Genomic DNA, 18851 nt, shown 5'->3' with positions numbered 1-18851 from the left:
GTCCGTCGTCACCCGTCTCGTCAGCTCATGAGGCTCAGCCCATGAACGTCAACTTTATCCCCCGCAGCGCATCGATCAGGCCATCCGTGTCGTCATAGCGCGTACCGTGTACCGATGCCCAGGTCGGACGCTCGATAAATACCTTGCCTTTGGTATCGACGTGCACGGGTGTCGTGTGCATCCGCGTGTCTCGTGAGCGGTGCACGATGGATTGCGAGCCCTTGCTGTCCTGCTGAAGCAGAAACATGCCGGGACGTGACAGTCGCTCCGAGACAGGCAGTGACTCGAAGGGACGGTCCGCGACGGGCGGTCGGTAGACGCCCATCGACACCAGATAGTCGCCTTTCAGGCGCACTTTGCTTTTGCTCATGTCGACGGGCAGCCAGGCGCCCGGATCTTTTATCACGGTGGTTGGCTGACTCTGCTCGACATCAACCACACGCAGGCCAATGCCGCCCTCCAGTTCAGCGAGACCGGGCACAATCCTCTCGTACGTGTTGGAGTGGCTGTTGCCCACTAAGGCAATCCATTTATGCGAGCCCATGACGTCCTGATGCTTGCGGATGGTGCGTGATGCAAAGAAATTCATCATCTGCTGGCGGGTTGTGGGCTGGTCGTCCGCGATCCCCTTGATGTGATAACTCGCGGCGCAGTCGATGGCGCGAATCTCGATACCCTGCCGTTGTGCCTTGTTGACCAGTTGCTCGAAGGTATAGATCTTCTGCGGGTCGGTGTGGTGGCCCAGGTCCAGCGTTTGCAGGTCATGCAGCAGGGTTTTGCTCATTTGGCCCGTCTCGAAGAAGCGGTCCAGGTCTGCCTGATGCAGATCGGTCAACACATGTTCGAGGTACAGCGTCTTGACGTTGTGCTGCGCCAGCAAAGGCAGGTTGTCGATGATCAGCTTTTTGCTGGCGATCGAGGCATGCGCTTCGCCTACGACAATGGCGTCGGTGTGCTGAAAAAGAGTTTCCAGCAGGTCCGAAGTGGTGGTTCCAGGCGGCACCTCAGGTATTGACGGACGCGCCGGCAGCGATGCATCGATGACAATGCGAGCGTCCTGTTGCAGCTGTTTGCGCCGTTCGAAGAGTTTTTCACGCACGGCTCCCAATTCTTCATCCTGGAAAAAATAACGCTGATCCAGCCCGCGATGTTCAAAGCTGGCCAGGGTGTGCAGGGTCCCTCTGCTTTCGAAAGGCATGTCGTAGAACGTGTCTTCAAGGGACTGCTGGATGGCAGTCATCGGCGAGTTGGGTACCCAGTGTTCAGGTTCGGTGCGCTGCCAGCCGTGTGACTCGTCCCAGAGAAAAAGATAGTCACCGGCCCATTCGCCTTCGGCCTCGTCGAGCTGTCTGCTGCCCAGTCGTCGCAACAGTGTCTGGTCAAGCAATGTAGTGGGCTGCGCAGCGGTGCCGGGGCCGATCATCATGGGGTTAGAGAAGCGCACGGTGAAATCGCTGTGTGCGGCAGCACCCACCGTTGTCGAGCTTACCGGGTTGGCGATGACCCTCATTGGATAACCCGCTGCAATGTCTTCGATGTGAACACTGATCGCGCCTTCCAGTGCCGCAATGCCAGGGATGTCGTTGTGTGCCACCACCAGCTTCTGATCCAGCAAGGCCAGCCAGCGCCGGGATGGGTTGGCCGCTGCATCGGCGCTGATGACTGTGTGGCCGAAGAAGTTGCTCATTTTCATGGCAGCATCAGGGTCTGCCACTGCGGCGGCCACTGGAAGGTTGGCCGACCGATAGCTGGCTGAAGAGCTGTAAGGGCGGACTTCAATGCCGTTTTTATGGGCTGCTTTTATGAGGTGGTAGTAATCATATTTGTGAGGCTGGTCGCCAAGCTCTCCCGCACTCAGGTCTCGAAGGTGATGTTTGATTTCACGCGAGCCGGAGCGGGTTTTTCCACCCAACTGTCGATAGCGATCGAGTTTCACCTGGTGTTTGTCGGTGAACAAGTGCTGCACGTACAGAACTTCGACGCCTTGCTCGGCCAGCAGCGGCATGTTGAGAATCAGCAGGCGTTTACTGGCGATGGATTGCGGCGCTTCACCGATCACGACGCCGTTACTGTGGGCGAAAAGGTTCTCTATCAACGTATCCAGCCCGGTTTGCGGAGCCAGTGTTGGCAGCGCAGGGCGGGGCGGCAGCACTGGCGCCGCAAAAAACTGATTGGCATCCTGGTACAGCTTGTCCTGAACAGCAGCGAAGGTTTCACGCATTTGCGAATGATAGGCCTGAAAGTAGAACTCCATGCCCATACCCGTCGGGTCGAAGGGTTTGTTACTCAGCACCGCGTACATATAGGGCTGCATCGGCCCGGGCATCTCGTAATCGCTCAGCCCTGTGGCCGCTTCGCCTGCCGTGGCACCTTCTTCAGGCAGCGGCTTATAGCTTTCCGAACCGTCCAGGCCGCCGCCTCTGAGTTGCTGTCGGTCTATCTTCTGCCAGATGCCTTTTTCGTTCAGGCGCACAGGCTGTTTACCAAAAAAGGCGAACGGATTGGCCGGATCAATAATTTGCCAGCAACGCAGTCGGGCATCGAACTGCACGGCAAAGGTGCTGCCGGACAGGTCGATGTAATGCTTGCCGTTGACCGTGCAAACCCCTTCGCCATGGCCGCCCTTGTTGCGCGGCACGTTGTGCAACGAAACGTCCACCGCATAACCGGTACGGACGCCGGACGCGCCTTCTGATACCGGGCCCAGTGGCTGCCAGAGGCCGTCAGCCTGTCGTTTGACGAACTGTCCCGTTGCCTCGACCTTCGCTTGTGACGCGTCCAGTGTGTGAAACACTGGCATGTGTCCGTTGGCGTTCGGTTGCGCGATGAGGAAAGGTTGATCTTTGATGGTTACCGGGAACAGGTCTTCATAACGCGGTGGTGCCGATGGTTTCGGGACCGTGCGCAGCGCCACGGTTGACGACGAGCGTCGCTCAAGCCGGTGCACCACACCGCCGAAGCCTCTAAGGCCAGAGCTGATGTCACCCGCTGCGCCCAGACCATTGAGCAGCGCCGATATCACATACGTATTGGCGGTGTCGCCGTCACCCTCTGCCAGAGCCCGGAAGGCGTGGACGCTGTCATGCATGTACCAGAGTGTACCGACTGCAAAGCTGGCCGTTGGAAACGGCAAGGTCAGTGCCGTGGCAACGAGTTCGACGCTGATCCAGGCCATCCTGGTCAGCATGTCATTACGGCCAGTGGTGACGTCGTCTGTTTCACGCAGCTTGCGTTCTATGGGCTGGTTGAAGCAGGTATCGGCGAAGTCGGCAATGAACGCCCCGGGCAGGAACGGTGCCTTGCTTGCGTTGCCCTGCTGCATGTCTTTCAGGAAAAACGACAGGATCCGACCAGCCTGGAGTCGGCACCGGTCCTTGTAGTAGTCGATCATGTCAGCGGCGCTCAACGACGAAACGAAGTCGCTGAACAGCCGGAACTCGATGCCATCAGGGGCCTGCGGTGTATACAGCAGGGCCGATTGACGAGTGCGTGTCGGCAGTATTGCGATGCAGCCCAGAACTGTTTCGACGTGATTGCCGGGAACGATCAATTGGTCGAAGCCGGTCAGGCCAGAGCCGATCAATGGCTTGTCGATCTCCAGTTGCAGGGGGTAAAGCGGATACTGCTCCCGGGTCTGGGCGTCGCTCAGGTGGGCGTTTTCGATAGCGTCCCGTAGCCATTCATATTGATAGCCATCGACCTGGCCTTTGAGGTGGCTGCGCAGTGCGGCGACGCGCATCTGCAGTTGGGTGATCGCAACACTCGCCAGACGTCGGGATTCATAGCCCGGTTCGTCAGGGTTGAGCAGGGTGGCTCTGATCTTGGCGAGGTAGTCATCAGCAAGCCATTTGCCACGCACCGAACCGGTGACGGACTGAGGCGTCAGCATGCTGATATCAACGCCCTTTGGGCCATTGAATCGCGCGTGCAGGTCTGCGCTGCTGCTGAACGGGTCAAGGCTGTCGTCGTAGCCGTTGCGCAGCAGGTCGGTGTAAGTGAGGGTCTCGCGCTCGGTGGTGATTACAATCAGGTCAGGGTCAACCGAGGCGTAGGGCACGCCCAGCAGTTTGCTGATCTGCTGGGTGGCCCGTTCGTGAACGTACTCCTCGAAGGGCGGCACGCGGGTACCCGGCATGGCCTGGTAGTTGTACAGCGCTCCTGTTGCGGCGTCTTCGAGGGCAACCAACTGCTGGCGTTGTTCGGGTGTTGCGTTCAGGTACCACTCGGGCGTATGAAGCGCCTGCCGGGAAAGTGCGACGTCGGTGTGGCGTGCGGTGATGACCTGCAACGCTGTTTCGTAGTCGGGAGCATCGACCAGTTGAACATAATCGGCCTGTGGATAGGGCTTGAGGCGCAGTGCGGACAGCTGCTGTTCGAGCGCAGGGCGGGGCGAAAGGTCCACTTGTTGAAGCAGGTAATCGCACAGCTCGTCCGACATCGCCCAACTGACCAGCTCATGCAGCAACTGCTTTACGTTATCGAAAGCCCAGAACTGGTGCGGGTGAGGCGCGTCCATGGCGACCATGATCAGTCGATCCGGTCGACCCTGCTCGGTGTCTTTGCGAAACACCAGCAGCTTGCTCATCAGGTGGAGGCCGCCAAGCTTGATCTGTTGCACATGAAACCGTGGGTCAGTCGAGACCGCTTTCGGATTGGCAAGTGCTTCGACAATGTCGAAGTCCTGCGCTTGAATATGGCCCTGCATCTGGGCTGCATGGGCCAGCTCGGTTATCTGGGTGCGAGCCAGGGTGCGAATCAATGCCTGATTGTGTTCGTTCTGGTAGGCCGTGCGCTGAAAAGTACTGAATTTGCCGCGTACATCGAGCTCATCGATGAGACGCGCAAGGTAAGCCGTATCCAGTAACGCGTAGTCAGCGCCCAGTGGCGCACCTTTGTAGCTGAGTCGGGTTCGTTCAAGGAAGTCCGACCCGCTTGCGCTGTCACTGGGATGCAGACCATACAAGGCTGACTCCACCAGCGAACGCGTCACTGTGTAACTTTCGCCAGTCACGGGCAGATGTCGGTGGGTGCTGACGATGATGTCATCCGGCTCCAGCGCAAAGCCGAAATCGTCGGCCAACCGCATGCGCAGGTGGGCCCGGGCGAAATCCAGCGGGGAGGCTGCAGCTCCCAACACGCTGTGTACCGCCATTCGTGCCTGCTGGTGGTGTGCCATGTGTTCGGCATGGGTGTTCAGGTCTTGCCCGCTGGCGTTCTTGATCCAGTCCGGCAGGCTGCGAAGGTACTGGCTTTCGAGATGTTTCAGTTCGCGCAGCTCCAGCATGGCAGCGGGTCCGAACAGGCCGCGCATGTTGATCGCCTGTTGAATCAAGGCCCGCAGCTCGCTTCTCCCCTGGATGTCTTCGCGCAGACAGGCGTGGCGGATGTCCTCGCGCTGCTTGTTCAGCAGGCTGTCCATGGCATGGGCGAAGGGCGCGTCCGGGATCTGTTGCAACTGAATGTCGGTGAGCGCGAACGGTTCGTTGTACAGGTCCGGGTCATTGCTGGCCTGTGCCATCGGATCCTGATACTGCTGCTCAAGATTGCCCAGCAAGGCATGCTGCAGTGTCGGTGAGCCAAGCCACTGAACGAGCGTGTCGCACAAGTCTCTCTGGCTGTTGAAACCCTTGATGCCGACCCCCGGCAATGCCAGCAGCGTATGTCCCTGGGGATGCGTCATTACCAGCGCGCCTGCTATTTCTGCGGGCAGCTCGTCCTGCAGGTGAATGTGCAGGGAGAAGCAGGTCATGGATGCGTCAGTCGAACCCTGCGGCTGTGCAATGCTCGCATGCAAGCCAGTGGCGTGGGCGGGATCAAGATCGCCTTCATGCAGCTTGACGCTGATTTCGTCGTGCAGGGCCTGCTGCAGATTGGCCAGAAAACCCTGGTAGCGCGTCTCGCCATCCGTTGACGAGGCGCTCCAGTAATCATCGATCTGCTGGAGCAGCACCGAGGTCTCCGAGTCGCGCTCGGCAGTGGGGGCTTTGTGGATAATTGCATCCAGCAAGGGGCTGTGGGGGGCGGGCAACTGATTGAGTTCGGTGGCCGTCAACAGACTGAGTTCGCCCAGTCTTTTCAATGCTGCCGAGGCGGCAGGCGCTGTTTCAGCGGGCTTCAGAGATATGGGTGTGAGTGTATGCATTGAATTCGTTCGTCCTTGAATGCGCCGTGCGCACGTTTCGTCAACAGCCATGAGGCCGTTCGGGGTGTCGCCAAACTAATCAGAATCCTGGGGCGGCTGGGCGTAGATAGTTATTGCTTGCACAGATCGCGTTATTTTCAAAGACAGCCCTCTGGCACCGGGCTTGCGCCGGATCTTGCGGCCCAGGCTTTCAGCATCGAGCCAAAACGGCGGTCATTACGCTATAATCCCGCCCTTTAGCTGTCCCCAGCCCGCTGTGCGGGGGCACATTTTTACTCGGGCACCCTGCGCCCGTATGCAGACTAAAGAGGCTAGACCCCAGTGGCATTGACGATTCTTGGCCTGTCCGGCGCCCTTAGCCATGATCCTTCTGCTGCGCTTTATATCGACGGCAAGCTGATCGCAGCAGCCGAAGAAGAGCGCTTCGTTCGCGACAAACACGCAAAGAACCGCATGCCCTACGAGTCGGCGAAGTTCTGTCTTGAACAGGCCGGTATCAAGCCTTCCGACGTCGATGTGGTCGCGATTCCGTTCGCGCCAATCAGCCTGTTCGGCAAGGCACGCTGGCATTACGCCAAGCGTTACTGGTACGCGCCTGATCGTGCGCTCGATGCGCTGCTGATGGGCAATCGCCGTTACAAGCGCTACCGCAACAAGATCGTCTGGTGCCTTGAGCAACTGGGCTTTGATCCAAAAAAGATCAAGATCGAGCCGGTGGAGCACCACTTGGCCCACGCTTCCAGCGCATATCACTGCTCCGGTTTTACCGAAAAAACCGCGATCATGGGTATCGATGGCAAGGGTGAGTACGCCACGACTTTCTTCGGCTACGGCGAAAACGGCAAGATCCACAAGATCAAGGAATTCTTCGATCCAGACTCGCTGGGCGGCCTGTATGGCGCGATCACCGAGTTCCTGGGTTTCGAAATGCTGGATGGCGAATTCAAGGTCATGGGCATGGCGCCGTATGGCGACGCCAGCAAGTACGACTTTTCGCGATTGGCCACCTTTGAAAACGGCGAACTGATCATCAACACCGAGCTCGCTAACGTCATCGGTCTGCGTCGCTACAAGGAAAACGGCAAGGGCTTCTACTTCTCGCCGAAACTGATCGAATGGCTGGGCCCGAAACGCGTGGGTGACGTGGCAGACGAACCCTACATCCATTACGCCGCGAGCATGCAGGCGCTGTTTGAAAAGCTGGCGCTGCAGATGATGGATCACTATCTGGGCGACATCCTCAAGGAAACCGGCAAGATCGCCTTCGCCGGTGGCTGTGCTTTGAACGTCAAGTTGAACCAGCGCATCATCGCTCGCCCGGAAGTGAAGGAGCTGTTCGTTCAGCCGGCTTCCGGTGACGCCGGTACTGCGGTGGGTGCTGCGGCCTACGTGTCGCATGCCCGTGGCGTGCCGGTCGAGAAGATGGAGCACGTCTATCTCGGCCCTTCGTACAGCAACGAAGATGTGATCGCGGCCTGCGCCCGGCACCCGAGCAAGCCAGTCTGGCGCCAGATCGAAAACACCCCTGAGCGCATCGCCGAAATCATGGTCAGGGGCAACCCGGTTGCCTGGTTCCAGGGCCGCATGGAATTTGGTCCGCGCGCATTGGGCGGCCGTTCGATCATCGGTTGCCCGAGCGTGGCTGGCGTCGCCGACCGTATCAACCACCAGATCAAGTTCCGCGAGCGCTGGAGGCCTTTCTGCCCCTCGATGCTCGACACCGTTGCACCGCAGATGATCAAGATCGATCACCCGGCGCCGTTCATGACTTTCACCTTTGAAGTGGCTGAAGAGTGGAAAACCCGCGTGCCGGAAGTCGTCCACGAAGACGGCACATCGCGTGCTCAGGTACTCAAACGCGAATACAACCCGCGCTACTACGACATGATGAAAGCGCTGGAAAACCTGACGGGCAATGGTGTGTCACTCAACACCTCGCTCAATCGCCGTGGTGAGCCGATGATCTGCTCGCCGACCGATGCGCTGAACATGTTCTTCGGCTCGGACCTTGAGTATTTGATCATGGAAGACATTCTGGTGATCAAAGAAGGCGTCGAGGCTCATGACACGCTCGGCTGAACGTCACGTATTGCAGTTCTGTCACGGCTATGACGGGCCGTTTCTGGACTGCGCACGTCAATACGCCAGCCTGTTCGCCGGCAAGGGCTACCGTGTGACCACGGTATTTCTGACCGGCGCTGCAGACCCGGATGTGGTGGCAGACTGCGGTTCGGACGAAGTACTGTTCATGGAGTACAGCTCCAGCGCCATTCGTGGCCTCAAGCTGGGTGCCATTCGTGATCTGCGCAAAATCGCCGCGACCCGTAACTTCAGCTTCTGCATCGCGCATCGATTCAAACCTGTCTATATCGCCTTGCTCGCCACACGCTTGCAGGTGATCGGTGTGCATCATGCGTTCGGTGACTATCAGCGCCGCAGTCGCAAGCTGTTCGCCAATCTGTTTCGCAAGCGCTTGAGTTTGCTGGGTGTCTCTGACGCAGTGCGGGACGATATCCGTAGCAGCCTGCCCAAGTGGCCCGCTGAGCGTATTCAGACCCTCTACAACCGTATTGACATCGAGCAGCTGCAAGGCAGCCAGTTCAGCGCGGAGGATGCCCGGGTCGAGCTGGGTCTTTCGTCCTCGGCATGGGTGGTCGGCAATGTTGGTCGTCTGCACCCGGACAAGGATCAGGCCACGCTGCTGCGCGGTTTTGCCGAAGCCTTGCCGAGCCTGCCGGAAAACAGTCAGCTGGTGATTCTGGGCAAGGGCCGTCTTGAGGAAACGCTCAAGGACCTGGCACGGGAACTCGGCATCGGCGCACATGTGCTGTTTCTCGGTCAGGTTGCCGATGCTCGCCGCTATTTCAAGGCGTTTGATGTGTTTGCCCTGAGTTCCGACCACGAACCCTTCGGCATGGTGTTGCTTGAGGCGATGGTCGCAGGCGTGCCGCTGGTGGCGACATCGTGTGGCGGTGCCAAGGAAGTCGTCGAGGATGTCGGCCTGTTGTTCCCGCTGGGCGATGTACACAGCCTTGCCCAGGGCTTGATCCACATGTCCCGACTGGACGCCGATCAACGTCAGGACTGCGCCGAGCGCATGCTTTCTCGCTTGCGCGAGCGTTTTTGCGACCATGCGGTACGCGATGTCTTCTGGCGTTTGCCGCACGTCATCCGCCTGACAGCGGAGTCCTGATGCTCAACCGACTCAAAAGCTGGCGCGAGCGCGGCTGGACCCCGATTGACGCAGCGACTTATGCACAGGCATGGCATCGTTTCGGCGGAAGTGTGGCGACTCACCCTCAGGTGGTCGAGCGCTTGTCAGGGCTGGCCGGTATCGCCGTGCGCTACCTGGCATGGGAGCAGGGCGGCGAGGTAAAGGCCGCGATTGCGACCTGGGGGCGTTCACTGGCGTTGTCCAAGGACGAGCTCAAGCGTCACGGCAAGAAAGGGCTGTTTGACCTGGGTAATGCCGAGCTGATTCTGCCCATTGCCGATGATGCACAGGTGCCTGTGCGTCATCGCGCACGTTATGTCTCTTCGCTCAACGAAGGGCGGGTCAGCACGTTCAAACCTCAAGCCGAATCGCTGGCCATGGCGCGCACCCCCGAGGACCTGTCCAAGAAATTCCGTTACAACCAGCGCCGCGAGCTGCGCTTGCTCGAAGAGGCGGGCGGTACGCTGCGTCCGGCCAGTGAGTTCACCAGCGCCGAATTCGCCCGCATCTACTGCGATCTTTTTCAGCGCCGCTGGGGTTTCGAGGCCACTGGAGCACGGCACAAGGCCGAGGTCATCGAGTTGCTGCGCGAGTGGCAGGTCGGCTCGGTGGTGTTTCTCAATGATGCGCCGGTTGCCATTCAACTGGTGTACCGCGTCCAGGCTCCGCAGTGGGTCAGCATTGAATATGTCAACGGCGGGGTTGATCCTGAAACCCGCGACTTCAGCCCCGGCAGTGTGCTGAGCTTCGTCAACACCCAAAGCGCCTGGGAAGATGCGCGGGCGCTGGGCAAGGCACTGCGTTTTTCGTTCGGTCGCGCTGACCGCGAGTATAAGGATCGCTGGTGCAATCCTGTGCCGGTGTTCCAGATTTGAGCCGCAAACAGCAGTTGCTCAAGCGCCATCGCCGTAACAAGCGCCTGGTGCTGATCGCTGGCCTGTTGTTGCTGATCGCCATCGGTGTGCTTGTGGCCTGGTGGTGGGTGCCGGTGTTGGCCGTGGCTGTATGGGTCGCTCACGAAGCCTGGTTTGCCGACCACCTGTTCTACTCGCCAAGCGACGACTATCAGTACAACTTCCCCGCCGAGAACGAAGTAGCAGGCGTGCGCCTGGACGCTGGCCGGCTGCGGGTCGATACGCCGCTGCAGCTGTCGGGTGATGAAACGCTCGTACTCGCGGTAACGATCAAAAGTGGCTTGCTCGGACGTTTGCTGGATCCGGTCGTCCAGTTGCGGGGTTCGGAACTCGTCGACAGTCAGGCTTTCGAGCGGGGCGTTGATGGCGTGCGTTATCTGAACCTGACCGGGTTTGCACCTGCAGTGGTGGCAGGCAACCTGAGCATCGAAGGGCGTCGTTGTGCTATCCGGGGTACGCCGCGTCTGTGGGTGTTCCGTCAGCCTGATCCGCGTCAGCAGCGGGTAATGATCATTGCCCCGCATGCCGATGATGCCGAGCTGGCCGCGTTCGGCTTGTACAGCCAGGCCCAGGAAGCCTGGGTCGTGACGCTGACGGCCGGTGAAATCGAAGCAGAACATTATCAACAGATGGGCATGTCGCCCGCTGAAGCCGCCCGCATGAAGGGCAGGCTGCGCGCCTGGGACAGTGTTGCCGTGGCGCGCTGGGGCGGTGTGCCCGAGTCGCAGTGCGTGCAGCTTGGCTATTTCTGTCTGCAGCTACCCGCCATGCAAGCTGCGCCAGACACGCCGGTCGGCTCGCGGGAGGCTGATCTGATGGATACCCGGCTGTTCCGCCAGTTCAACCCGTTTGCCTTGCCCGGCGATGACGGTCAGCCGACCTGGAACAACCTGTTGGCAGACCTGCGGGCGCTTCTGCTCAAGGCCCGACCTCAGGTCGTGGTCATGCCGCATCCAGCCATTGACCCGCATCCCGATCACATCTGTGCTCAGGCAGCAGTGCGCGAGGCGCTGGCCGGGCTTGAGTGGCAGCCAGAAGTCGTACTCGGTTACGCAAACCACTTGCACGACAATGATCGATGGCCAATGGGCGATGCCTACACCGGGATCAGCCTGCCGCCGGTATTCGACGCTCACCTGTCGCTGGTGCCTTACAGCCTGCCATTGTCAGTGTCGACGCAGCGGGACAAGGCGATGGCGCTGGGCATGATGCACGACTTGCAGCCGCCGATGCCTTTCAAGCGTCGTGTGCGTCGATGGTTGCAACGGTTGCTGGCGGGGCGCCGTTGGCCAGCCGAAGGCGAAAACGAATTTTTCCGTAAAGCGGTGCGTCGACACGAGTTGTTCTGGCGCAGCCGTGATATCTGATCAAGCAGTCGCAGTACTGCAAGGAAAACAATGAAAGTCCTACTTCTGGTCCAGAAAGAGCAACGCGCGATTCTGGATCGTCTTTACGACGGTATCGCCGCTCACTGCGAATGCGAGGTGCGCTGGCTGGACTCCGCGCAGCAGCGCAACCTGCGTGGCTATTTCCAGCGTGAAGTCGACGTCGCCCGTTATGACCGAATTGTCTTTTTTCTACGGTTCAAACAGGAAGTCCGGCAGGTCGGCTTCATCCGCACGATCCCCAATCTGGTCATTCTCGAACACGATGCCTACCAGAACTACATCGCCTGCAAGTACACAGGTAAATTCAGTGCGCACTATCGCAATCTACCGTGGGCGCGGGTGATCTGCTCCGGGTTCATGGTCAGCGAGCGCCTGCGTGGTGAAGGCTTCGATGCGGTGTTTGTCCCCAAAGGCTACGACCAGACCTTGTTGCAGTGGCAGGATCGCGAGCGTGACATCGAGATGGCGTTCGTGGGCAGCACCAATAGCGTGGCCTACAGCGGTCGCAAAGCGCTGCTCGATGAGCTGGGTCGTGTTGAGCCCTTGCTGGTGACCCGGACCAAGTCGGGTAAAGAGTATTGCGACACGCTGAACCGTATCCGTTTCTTTGTCAGCGCGGATGTCGGCATGGGCGAATACATGATCAAGAACTTCGAGGCCATGGCCTGCGGATGCGTGTTGTTTGCCTTCGACCAGGGCGCCGACGAAAATCGTGCCCTCGGTTTTGTCGACATGCACAACATCGTGCTTTATCGGGATATCCCTGAACTTCGTCAAAAACTGGACCAATTGCGCAAGGATGATGCACTTGCGGCCGACATATCACGCAACGGACAAATTCTGGTCGAGGAGCGGTTTACCTTTCATGCTCTGGGCCGATCAATTGTCGAGCACATGGTAGCGCCGTTGCGGCCCATGCCTGCAGCACGCTGGATTGATCGTATTCGGTCTCGTTGGGCGTGGTAATGCCCTTGAACCCTTAAAGATTGGGAATACATGATGGTATTCAGTGAAAACAGTGAGATCACGCTGGTTGTCACCAGTTGCGGTCGATTTGACCTGTTGAAAAGCACTCTGGAAACATTTGATCGTTTCAATACGGCACCCATACGCCATGTTCTGATCACCGAAGATTCCGGCGATGCACAGGTTCAGGACTGCATCCCCGAGCACTGGCGCGTGCATACCCGGTTCATCATCAACAATCCCAAACTGGGCCAGATGCGCTCGGTCGATGCCGCGTACGCACTTATCGAGACGTCGTGGGTGTTTCATTGCGAAGACGACTGGGATTTCTACCGCCCTAATTTCATCGAAGAGTCCATGACTCTGCTGAAAAACGATCCGCAGGCATTGCAGGTCTGGCTGCGCAGCTACAATCATGATCTACGTACACACAGCCCTTACGTTTACCTGAATGAGCGTGAGGTTGTTGAGGGAATCCCTTTCTACAAGCTGGGATCGCACAAGGCGGAGTGGCAGGGTTTCTCTTTCAATCCGGGGCTGCGCCGTCTTTCAGACTACAAAAAGCACGCGCCCTACGCAGAACACGGCGGAGAGAAAAAACTTTCACAATTGTTTGCCTCAGAAAACCGGTACGCTCTGATTCTGGAGAACGATGCTGTGCTGCACACCGGTTTCGGTGAGCATGTGGTGGTACCGCAGGAGCGGCTGGACAAAGAGCGTCGCAAGCGTCGGGATCGCCTCAAGCTGATCGCTGCCGTGATCATAGGAACAGGAATAGGTTGGTTGCTCAATAATGTCAGTTGACCAGGCTGGTATCGCAAACAGTAAGGTTCAGATCTACTTTGGTGCAGTACTTGCCGTCTTTATCCTCAGCTTCATGCTGGGGACGTCCTCCAAGGCGACCAACAATCTGTTTTACGCCTTCATGGCCTTGCCTGCGCTTTACGTGCTGGTCAAGCACCGTGGCGCCGGGATTTTCGCGCAGCCATTAGGCATCGCCTGGGCAGTGTTCATGGCCTGGTTCTTCGTTCCCGCCGTCTATTCGCAGGACTTCCAGTTCTACAAGCATATTGTCTACGTCAGCCTGTTTGTTTTTGCCATCGGCGGGCTGGTAAACAGCCAGTTTCTGCATAAGGCAGGAGTGGCGCGCGGGCTGTTCTGGGTCATCTGCTTATATGTGCTGGTCTCCAGCGTTCACAGTTGGGTGACAGGGCAGTTCGAGTTTGGCAAGCGCGTGGAAATACTGCCTGCACGCATGGCCAACGTGATTTACACCAGCGCCTGGCTGGTCGGTGCTCTTGGCCTGGCATTGCCTGTCTGGTTGAAGGAGCGCCGTTGGGTCGAGGGCGCCAGTGCAATTGTGCTCACGCTGGTAATTGCAGCGCTCATTGTGCAGACCCGCACAGCGCTGGTGGGCGCGGCCTTTCTGTTTGGTATATGCACCCTGTATTCGCTGTATCGCTTCCCCAAACCCACCCTGGTCACATTGTTGGTGCTGGCAGTAGCCGCGGGCATCGCCTTCTGGGTGGTCAAGGACGAGCAATGGGTCAAGTTGCTGATGGTCAGGGGTGATTCCTACCGCATCGAACTGTTCGAGATCATGACAGGCGAGTGGCGCAACTGTGGCTGGTTCTTGGGCTGTGGCGTGGATTTCGTGACCACCAAGACGCTCACGGGCGGGATGGCGATCCAGCATCCGCATAACATCTTCGTCTCGTTGGGTGTCTACACTGGGGCCATGTCGCTGGTGCTGTTTATCGTGGTCATGGCGATGACACTCTGGAGCGCCCTGCGTCTGCGCAGCCCATGGGGACTGTATCTGGCGGCCTCGCTGGTGATGCTCAACTTCGACGGCAGCAAGCTGGTTGGCAATCCGGATGAACTCTGGGTGCTGGTGCTGTTGCCTGCTGCGGCGATTCTGGCGCGCGTGGTGCAGGAGCGTCATAAGCATCGCCTGATGCGCTGATTGATCAATGAAAACAGAGAGGCCGCCTTGCAGGCGGCCTCTCTGTTTGTGCTCAATCCGTTTGGCCTACTTGATGGCCTGCGTCAGCTCCACCGGCGTACACATCGATTGGGCGCTCAGATACCCCATGAAGAACGCCGGGTTTGCGTTACCCAGCAACCACTGCCGGTCTTGCGGGTAGCGCAGCATGTGCTTGAAGTTACGCAGGCGCATGGTCTTGCGCAACGCCCGCCGGTAAGTACGCATGTCGGCGATGTCGATCAGGCCCAGAGTGCCTTCAGGGGTAAGAATGACATTGCCAAGGTGCGCGGAGCGAAAGTACACGCCTTTTTCGTGCAGGCTGGCGATGAAGCGTCCCAGTTGCATGCGCAGGTCATCATCCTCGGCGGCGGTGTCCAGCAGTTGGCGCAGCGTGTTGCCAGCCAGCGGATTGTAATGAACGGCATCGCGCGCGATCTCGGCAATCCGGTAAACCGTGCGGACCTGCGGGCAGGGGATCGAGCGCTCGGCCAGCGTGACACAGTTGTCGGCAAAGCGTTGCGCGTAGGGGTACCAGGCAGCCGAACTGATGAATCTTTTGCGTCGAAACAGTTTGAGCATTGAACCGTCACTCAAACGTAGTACTTTGTCGCCCGTGCCGTCGGCTTCAAGCACTTCGGCACCTTGAACCAGGGCAAGGTAGTGGGCGTGGTCGAGCGCTTGCATCAATACTCCGGATTCTACGCCGCAAGGGCTGGACGGGCCGCCTATGTTACCGCAGCAGGCCGTCGCGAAAACCGCTTGTGATACAATTCGCCTTCTTTTTAATACGACGGATTCTCATGACAACCTCCGAATCGTCCGCCACTTCAAGCGTGAAAATCTACTTCCGTTTGTTGTCTTACGTGCGTCCGTATGTGGGCATTTTCCTGCTCAGTATCCTTGGTTTCGTGATTTTTGCTTCGACCCAGCCGATGCTGGCGGGGATTCTCAAATACTTTGTCGACGGCCTGAGCAATCCTGAGGCGGTTCTGTTTCCCAACGTTCCTTACCTGAGAGACCTGCAGTTGCTGCAGGCCGTGCCGCTGCTGATCGTCCTGATCGCTGCGTGGCAGGGGCTGGGTTCGTTTCTGGGTAACTATTTTCTGGCCAAGGTCTCGCTGGGGCTGGTGCACGACCTGCGTGTCGAGCTCTTCAATAAATTGCTGGTATTGCCCAATCGCTATTTCGATACCACCAATTCGGGCCATCTGATCTCGCGCATTACTTTCAACGTCACCATGGTCACCGGCGCGGCAACCGACGCCATCAAGGTGGTGATACGTGAAGGGCTGACCGTTGTTTTCCTGTTCATCTATCTGCTGTGGATGAACTGGCAACTGACCCTGGTGATGCTGGCGATTCTGCCGGTGATTGCAATCATGGTGGGCAGTGCCAGCAAGAAATTCCGCAAACAGAGCAAGAAGATCCAGGTGGCGATGGGAGACGTGACACATGTGGCGTCTGAAACCATCCAGGGCTATCGCGTGGTTCGCAGCTTCGGCGGTGAAGAGTACGAACAGAAGCGCTTTGCCAGGGCCAGTGAGAGCAACACCAACAAGCAACTGCGGATGACCAAGACCGGCGCTATCTATACGCCGATGTTGCAACTGGTCATCTATACCGCCATGGCGGTGCTCATGTTTCTGGTGCTGTTCCTGCGCGGTGACGCGACGGCTGGCGATCTGGTTGCCTACATCACTGCGGCCGGCCTGTTGCCCAAGCCGATCCGTCAGCTTTCTGAGGTCAGCTCGACCATTCAGAAAGGCGTTGCAGGTGCGGAAAGTATCTTCGAGCAGCTGGACGTCGAGCAGGAAGTCGATACCGGTAGCATTGAGCGTGATCGCGTTTCGGGCCGTCTGGAAGTGAAAAACCTGAGCTTCTTCTACCCACAGACCGAGCGTCAGGTACTGAACGACATCAGTTTCTCGGCAGAACCAGGGCAGATGATCGCACTGGTCGGGCGTTCGGGCAGTGGCAAGTCCACGCTGGCCAATCTGATCCCGCGCTTCTACGTGCACGAAACCGGCCAAATCCTGTTGGATGACGTAGAAATCAACGACTATCGCCTGCGTAACCTGCGCAAGCACATTGCTCAGGTCAATCAGAACGTCACACTGTTCAATGACACCATTGCCAATAACATTGCCTATGGCGATCTGGCCGGTGCGCCGCGAGCCGATATCGAAGCCGCTGCCGCTGACGCCTACGCCAAGGAGTTCATTGATCAACTGCCGCAAGGCTTTGACACTCAGGTCGGTGAGAACGGCGTCCTGCTTTCCGGTGGTCAGCGTCAGCGTCTGGCGATTGCCCGCGCCCTGCTCAAAAACGCGCCACTGCTGATCCTCGACGAGGCGACTTCTGCACTCGACACCGAGTCGGAGCGCCATATTCAGGCTGCGCTGGATCAAGTGATGAAAGGGCGCACGACGCTGGTGATTGCTCACCGCCTGTCGACTATCGAAAAAGCCGACATGATCCTGGTCATGGATGCGGGCAAGATCGTCGAGCGCGGTACCCATTCCCAGTTGCTTGCGCAGAACGGTTATTACGCCCGGTTGCATGCCATGGGCCTGGACGAGCCGGCCCCGGTCGGGGCCATCTGAGCCCCGGCCTTTCCGCGCGCTGACGCAGGCTGCGTAAACCGTCGCCTGCGAAGGCGCAATTACGAGCCTGCGCGAGTCTGAATCGCGCAATGCAGCTTTCGGCCCCCTGCACAGTTTGCCTGTCCTGAACAGCCTGCCTGTTGCAAACCCCTGTGCTAAGATTCCGCCCCTGTCCATTTTCTAGTACGGGTTGTTCGATGAAGTTATCCATGCCGCGCTTTGATCAGGCCCCCGTCCTGGTGGTTGGCGATGTCATGCTCGACAGATACTGGCATGGTGGTACCTCGCGTATTTCCCCGGAAGCGCCAGTGCCCGTGGTCAAGGTCGATCAGATCGAGGACCGCCCCGGCGGTGCCGCCAACGTTGCCTTGAACATCGCTGCTCTTGGCGCACCGGCCTCGCTGGTTGGCGTTACCGGTGAAGACGAGGCGGCAGACAGCCTGACCAACAGCTTGAAAGCAGCCGGTGTGCGTGCGCGCTTTCAGCGTATTGCCCATCAGCCGACCATCGTCAAATTGCGCGTCATGAGTCGTCACCAGCAATTGCTGCGTATCGACTTCGAAGAACCTTTTGCCACCGATGCCGCTGCATTGAGTGCCGAAGTCGACGACCTGCTCGACGGCATCAAGGTGCTGGTACTGTCCGATTACGGCAAGGGTGCGCTGAAAAACCATCAGGCGCTTATTCAGGCCGCCAGCAAGCGTGGCATTCCCGTGCTGGCCGACCCCAAGGGCAAGGATTTCGCAATCTATCGCGGCGCCAGCCTCATTACTCCTAACCTGAGTGAGTTCGAGGCGATTGTCGGCCACTGTGCGGACGAGACCGAGCTGGTCGCCAAAGGCGCGCAGTTGATGAGTGACCTGGACCTGGGCGCGCTGCTGGTCACCCGTGGCGAGCATGGCATGACCCTTCTTCGTCCTGATCATCCCGCGCTGCACCTGCCTGCCCGCGCTCGCGAAGTGTTCGATGTGACCGGTGCGGGCGACACGGTGATTTCCACTCTTGCCGCCGCTATTGCCGCGGGTGAAGAGCTGCCTCACGCCGTTGCGCTGGCCAATCTGGCGGCCGGGATCGTAGTCGGCAAGCTGGGCACCGCCGCAATCAGCGCTCCAGAGTTGCGTCGCGCCATTCAGCGTGAAGAAGGTTCCGAGCGCGGCGTGCTTGGCCTTGAGCAGTTGCTGCTGGCGGTCGACGATGCACGTGCCCACAACGAACGCATTGTGTTCACCAACGGATGTTTCGACATCCTGCATGCGGGCCATGTGACCTATCTGGAGCAGGCGCGGGCGCAGGGTGATCGCTTGATCGTCGCGGTCAACGATGACGCCTCTGTCAGCCGTCTCAAAGGGCCGGGTCGTCCGATCAACAGTGTTGACCGTCGCATGGCCGTGCTGGCCGGTCTGGGCGCTGTGGACTGGGTAATCAGCTTTGCGGAAGGTACCCCTGAAAACCTGCTGGCCCACGTCAAGCCGGATGTTCTGGTGAAGGGCGGCGATTACGGGATCGATCAAGTGGTCGGCGCCGACATCGTGCAAGCGTACGGCGGCGAAGTACGGGTGCTGGGGCTGGTGGAAAACAGCTCAACCACGGCCATTGTCGAGAAAATTCGCGGGCAGTAAACCTGCTGCATCAGGCGC

General features: G+C 58.8%; 11 protein-coding genes. 9 read left to right on the top strand and 2 right to left on the bottom strand.

Annotated elements, in window-relative coordinates; all coding sequences use genetic code 11:
- Nucleotides 1-34: 34 nt before the first annotated feature.
- A complete protein-coding gene (locus KDX37_RS15490) occupies nt 35-6142 on the bottom strand; it encodes a membrane-targeted effector domain-containing toxin (RefSeq protein WP_231653558.1) in 6108 nt (2035 codons plus the stop codon).
- Nucleotides 6143-6463: 321 nt separating this feature from the next.
- Here KDX37_RS15490 and KDX37_RS15485 point away from each other — a divergent pair, with 321 nt between their 5' ends.
- From KDX37_RS15485 to KDX37_RS15455, 7 genes are read left to right on the top strand one after another with little or no spacing between them, the layout of a single operon-like run.
- Nucleotides 6464-8221 (top strand): carbamoyltransferase family protein, encoded by a 1758-nt coding sequence (locus KDX37_RS15485; RefSeq protein WP_231653557.1) that lies wholly within the window; start codon nt 6464-6466, stop codon nt 8219-8221.
- Nucleotides 8205-9335 (top strand): glycosyltransferase, encoded by a 1131-nt coding sequence (locus KDX37_RS15480; RefSeq protein WP_231653556.1) that lies wholly within the window; start codon nt 8205-8207, stop codon nt 9333-9335. The genes KDX37_RS15485 and KDX37_RS15480 overlap by 17 nt, the downstream gene beginning before the upstream one ends.
- The gene (locus KDX37_RS15475; protein ID WP_231653555.1) at nt 9335-10231 is read left to right on the top strand and encodes an antimicrobial resistance protein Mig-14; all 897 of its coding nucleotides are present in this window, start codon (nt 9335-9337) and stop codon (nt 10229-10231) included. Before KDX37_RS15480 ends, KDX37_RS15475 begins: the two co-directional genes overlap by 1 nt.
- Entirely contained in the window at nt 10228-11637 is a 1410-nt protein-coding gene (locus KDX37_RS15470; protein ID WP_231653554.1) for a PIG-L deacetylase family protein, read from the top strand. The genes KDX37_RS15475 and KDX37_RS15470 overlap by 4 nt, the downstream gene beginning before the upstream one ends.
- 30 nt (nt 11638-11667) lie before the next feature.
- Nucleotides 11668-12624: a glycosyltransferase gene (locus KDX37_RS15465; RefSeq protein WP_231653553.1), complete on the top strand. Its 957-nt coding sequence runs from the start codon at nt 11668-11670 to the stop codon at nt 12622-12624.
- A gap of 30 nt (nt 12625-12654) precedes the next feature.
- Complete coding sequence (locus KDX37_RS15460; protein WP_231653552.1) at nt 12655-13428, top strand: glycosyltransferase family 2 protein; 774 nt, start codon at nt 12655-12657, stop codon at nt 13426-13428.
- Nucleotides 13418-14590, top strand: coding sequence for an O-antigen ligase family protein (locus tag KDX37_RS15455; RefSeq protein WP_231653551.1), 1173 nt, complete (start codon nt 13418-13420; stop codon nt 14588-14590). Before KDX37_RS15460 ends, KDX37_RS15455 begins: the two co-directional genes overlap by 11 nt.
- Before the next feature lie 66 nt (nt 14591-14656).
- On the opposite strand, the gene KDX37_RS15450 is transcribed toward KDX37_RS15455, so the two are convergent.
- The gene (locus KDX37_RS15450; RefSeq protein ID WP_231653550.1) at nt 14657-15295 is read right to left on the bottom strand and encodes a BUD32 family EKC/KEOPS complex subunit; all 639 of its coding nucleotides are present in this window, start codon (nt 15293-15295) and stop codon (nt 14657-14659) included.
- A 116-nt stretch (nt 15296-15411) separates the two neighbouring features.
- On the opposite strand from KDX37_RS15450, the gene msbA reads away from it, so the two are divergent.
- The gene (msbA, locus tag KDX37_RS15445; RefSeq protein ID WP_231653549.1) at nt 15412-17214 is read left to right on the top strand and encodes a lipid A export permease/ATP-binding protein MsbA; all 1803 of its coding nucleotides are present in this window, start codon (nt 15412-15414) and stop codon (nt 17212-17214) included.
- 197 nt (nt 17215-17411) lie between these two features.
- Nucleotides 17412-18833: a bifunctional D-glycero-beta-D-manno-heptose-7-phosphate kinase/D-glycero-beta-D-manno-heptose 1-phosphate adenylyltransferase HldE gene (hldE, locus tag KDX37_RS15440; RefSeq protein ID WP_231653548.1), complete on the top strand. Its 1422-nt coding sequence runs from the start codon at nt 17412-17414 to the stop codon at nt 18831-18833.
- The last annotated feature ends 18 nt before the right edge of the window (nt 18834-18851 follow it).

Origin of the sequence: Pseudomonas californiensis, assembly GCF_021147775.1 — a bacterium.
In the GTDB taxonomy this organism is placed as follows: domain Bacteria; phylum Pseudomonadota; class Gammaproteobacteria; order Pseudomonadales; family Pseudomonadaceae; genus Aquipseudomonas; species Aquipseudomonas californiensis.
Note: the sequence above shows the minus strand (reverse complement) of the source record. Positions and strands in the feature narration are given on the sequence as shown.

Bases quoted from the DNA above. Each gene is read 5' to 3' on its own strand.
- KDX37_RS15490 (WP_231653558.1), bottom strand. From the start codon at position 6,142: ATGCATACACTCACACCCATATCTCTGAAGCCCGCTGAAACAGCGCCT.
- KDX37_RS15480 (WP_231653556.1), top strand. From the start codon at position 8,205: ATGACACGCTCGGCTGAACGTCACGTATTGCAGTTCTGTCACGGCTAT.
- KDX37_RS15475 (WP_231653555.1), top strand. From the start codon at position 9,335: ATGCTCAACCGACTCAAAAGCTGGCGCGAGCGCGGCTGGACCCCGATT.
- KDX37_RS15465 (WP_231653553.1), top strand. From the start codon at position 11,668: ATGAAAGTCCTACTTCTGGTCCAGAAAGAGCAACGCGCGATTCTGGAT.
- KDX37_RS15460 (WP_231653552.1), top strand. From the start codon at position 12,655: ATGATGGTATTCAGTGAAAACAGTGAGATCACGCTGGTTGTCACCAGT.
- KDX37_RS15455 (WP_231653551.1), top strand. From the start codon at position 13,418: ATGTCAGTTGACCAGGCTGGTATCGCAAACAGTAAGGTTCAGATCTAC.
- KDX37_RS15450 (WP_231653550.1), bottom strand. From the start codon at position 15,295: ATGCAAGCGCTCGACCACGCCCACTACCTTGCCCTGGTTCAAGGTGCC.
- msbA (WP_231653549.1), top strand. From the start codon at position 15,412: ATGACAACCTCCGAATCGTCCGCCACTTCAAGCGTGAAAATCTACTTC.
- hldE (WP_231653548.1), top strand. From the start codon at position 17,412: ATGAAGTTATCCATGCCGCGCTTTGATCAGGCCCCCGTCCTGGTGGTT.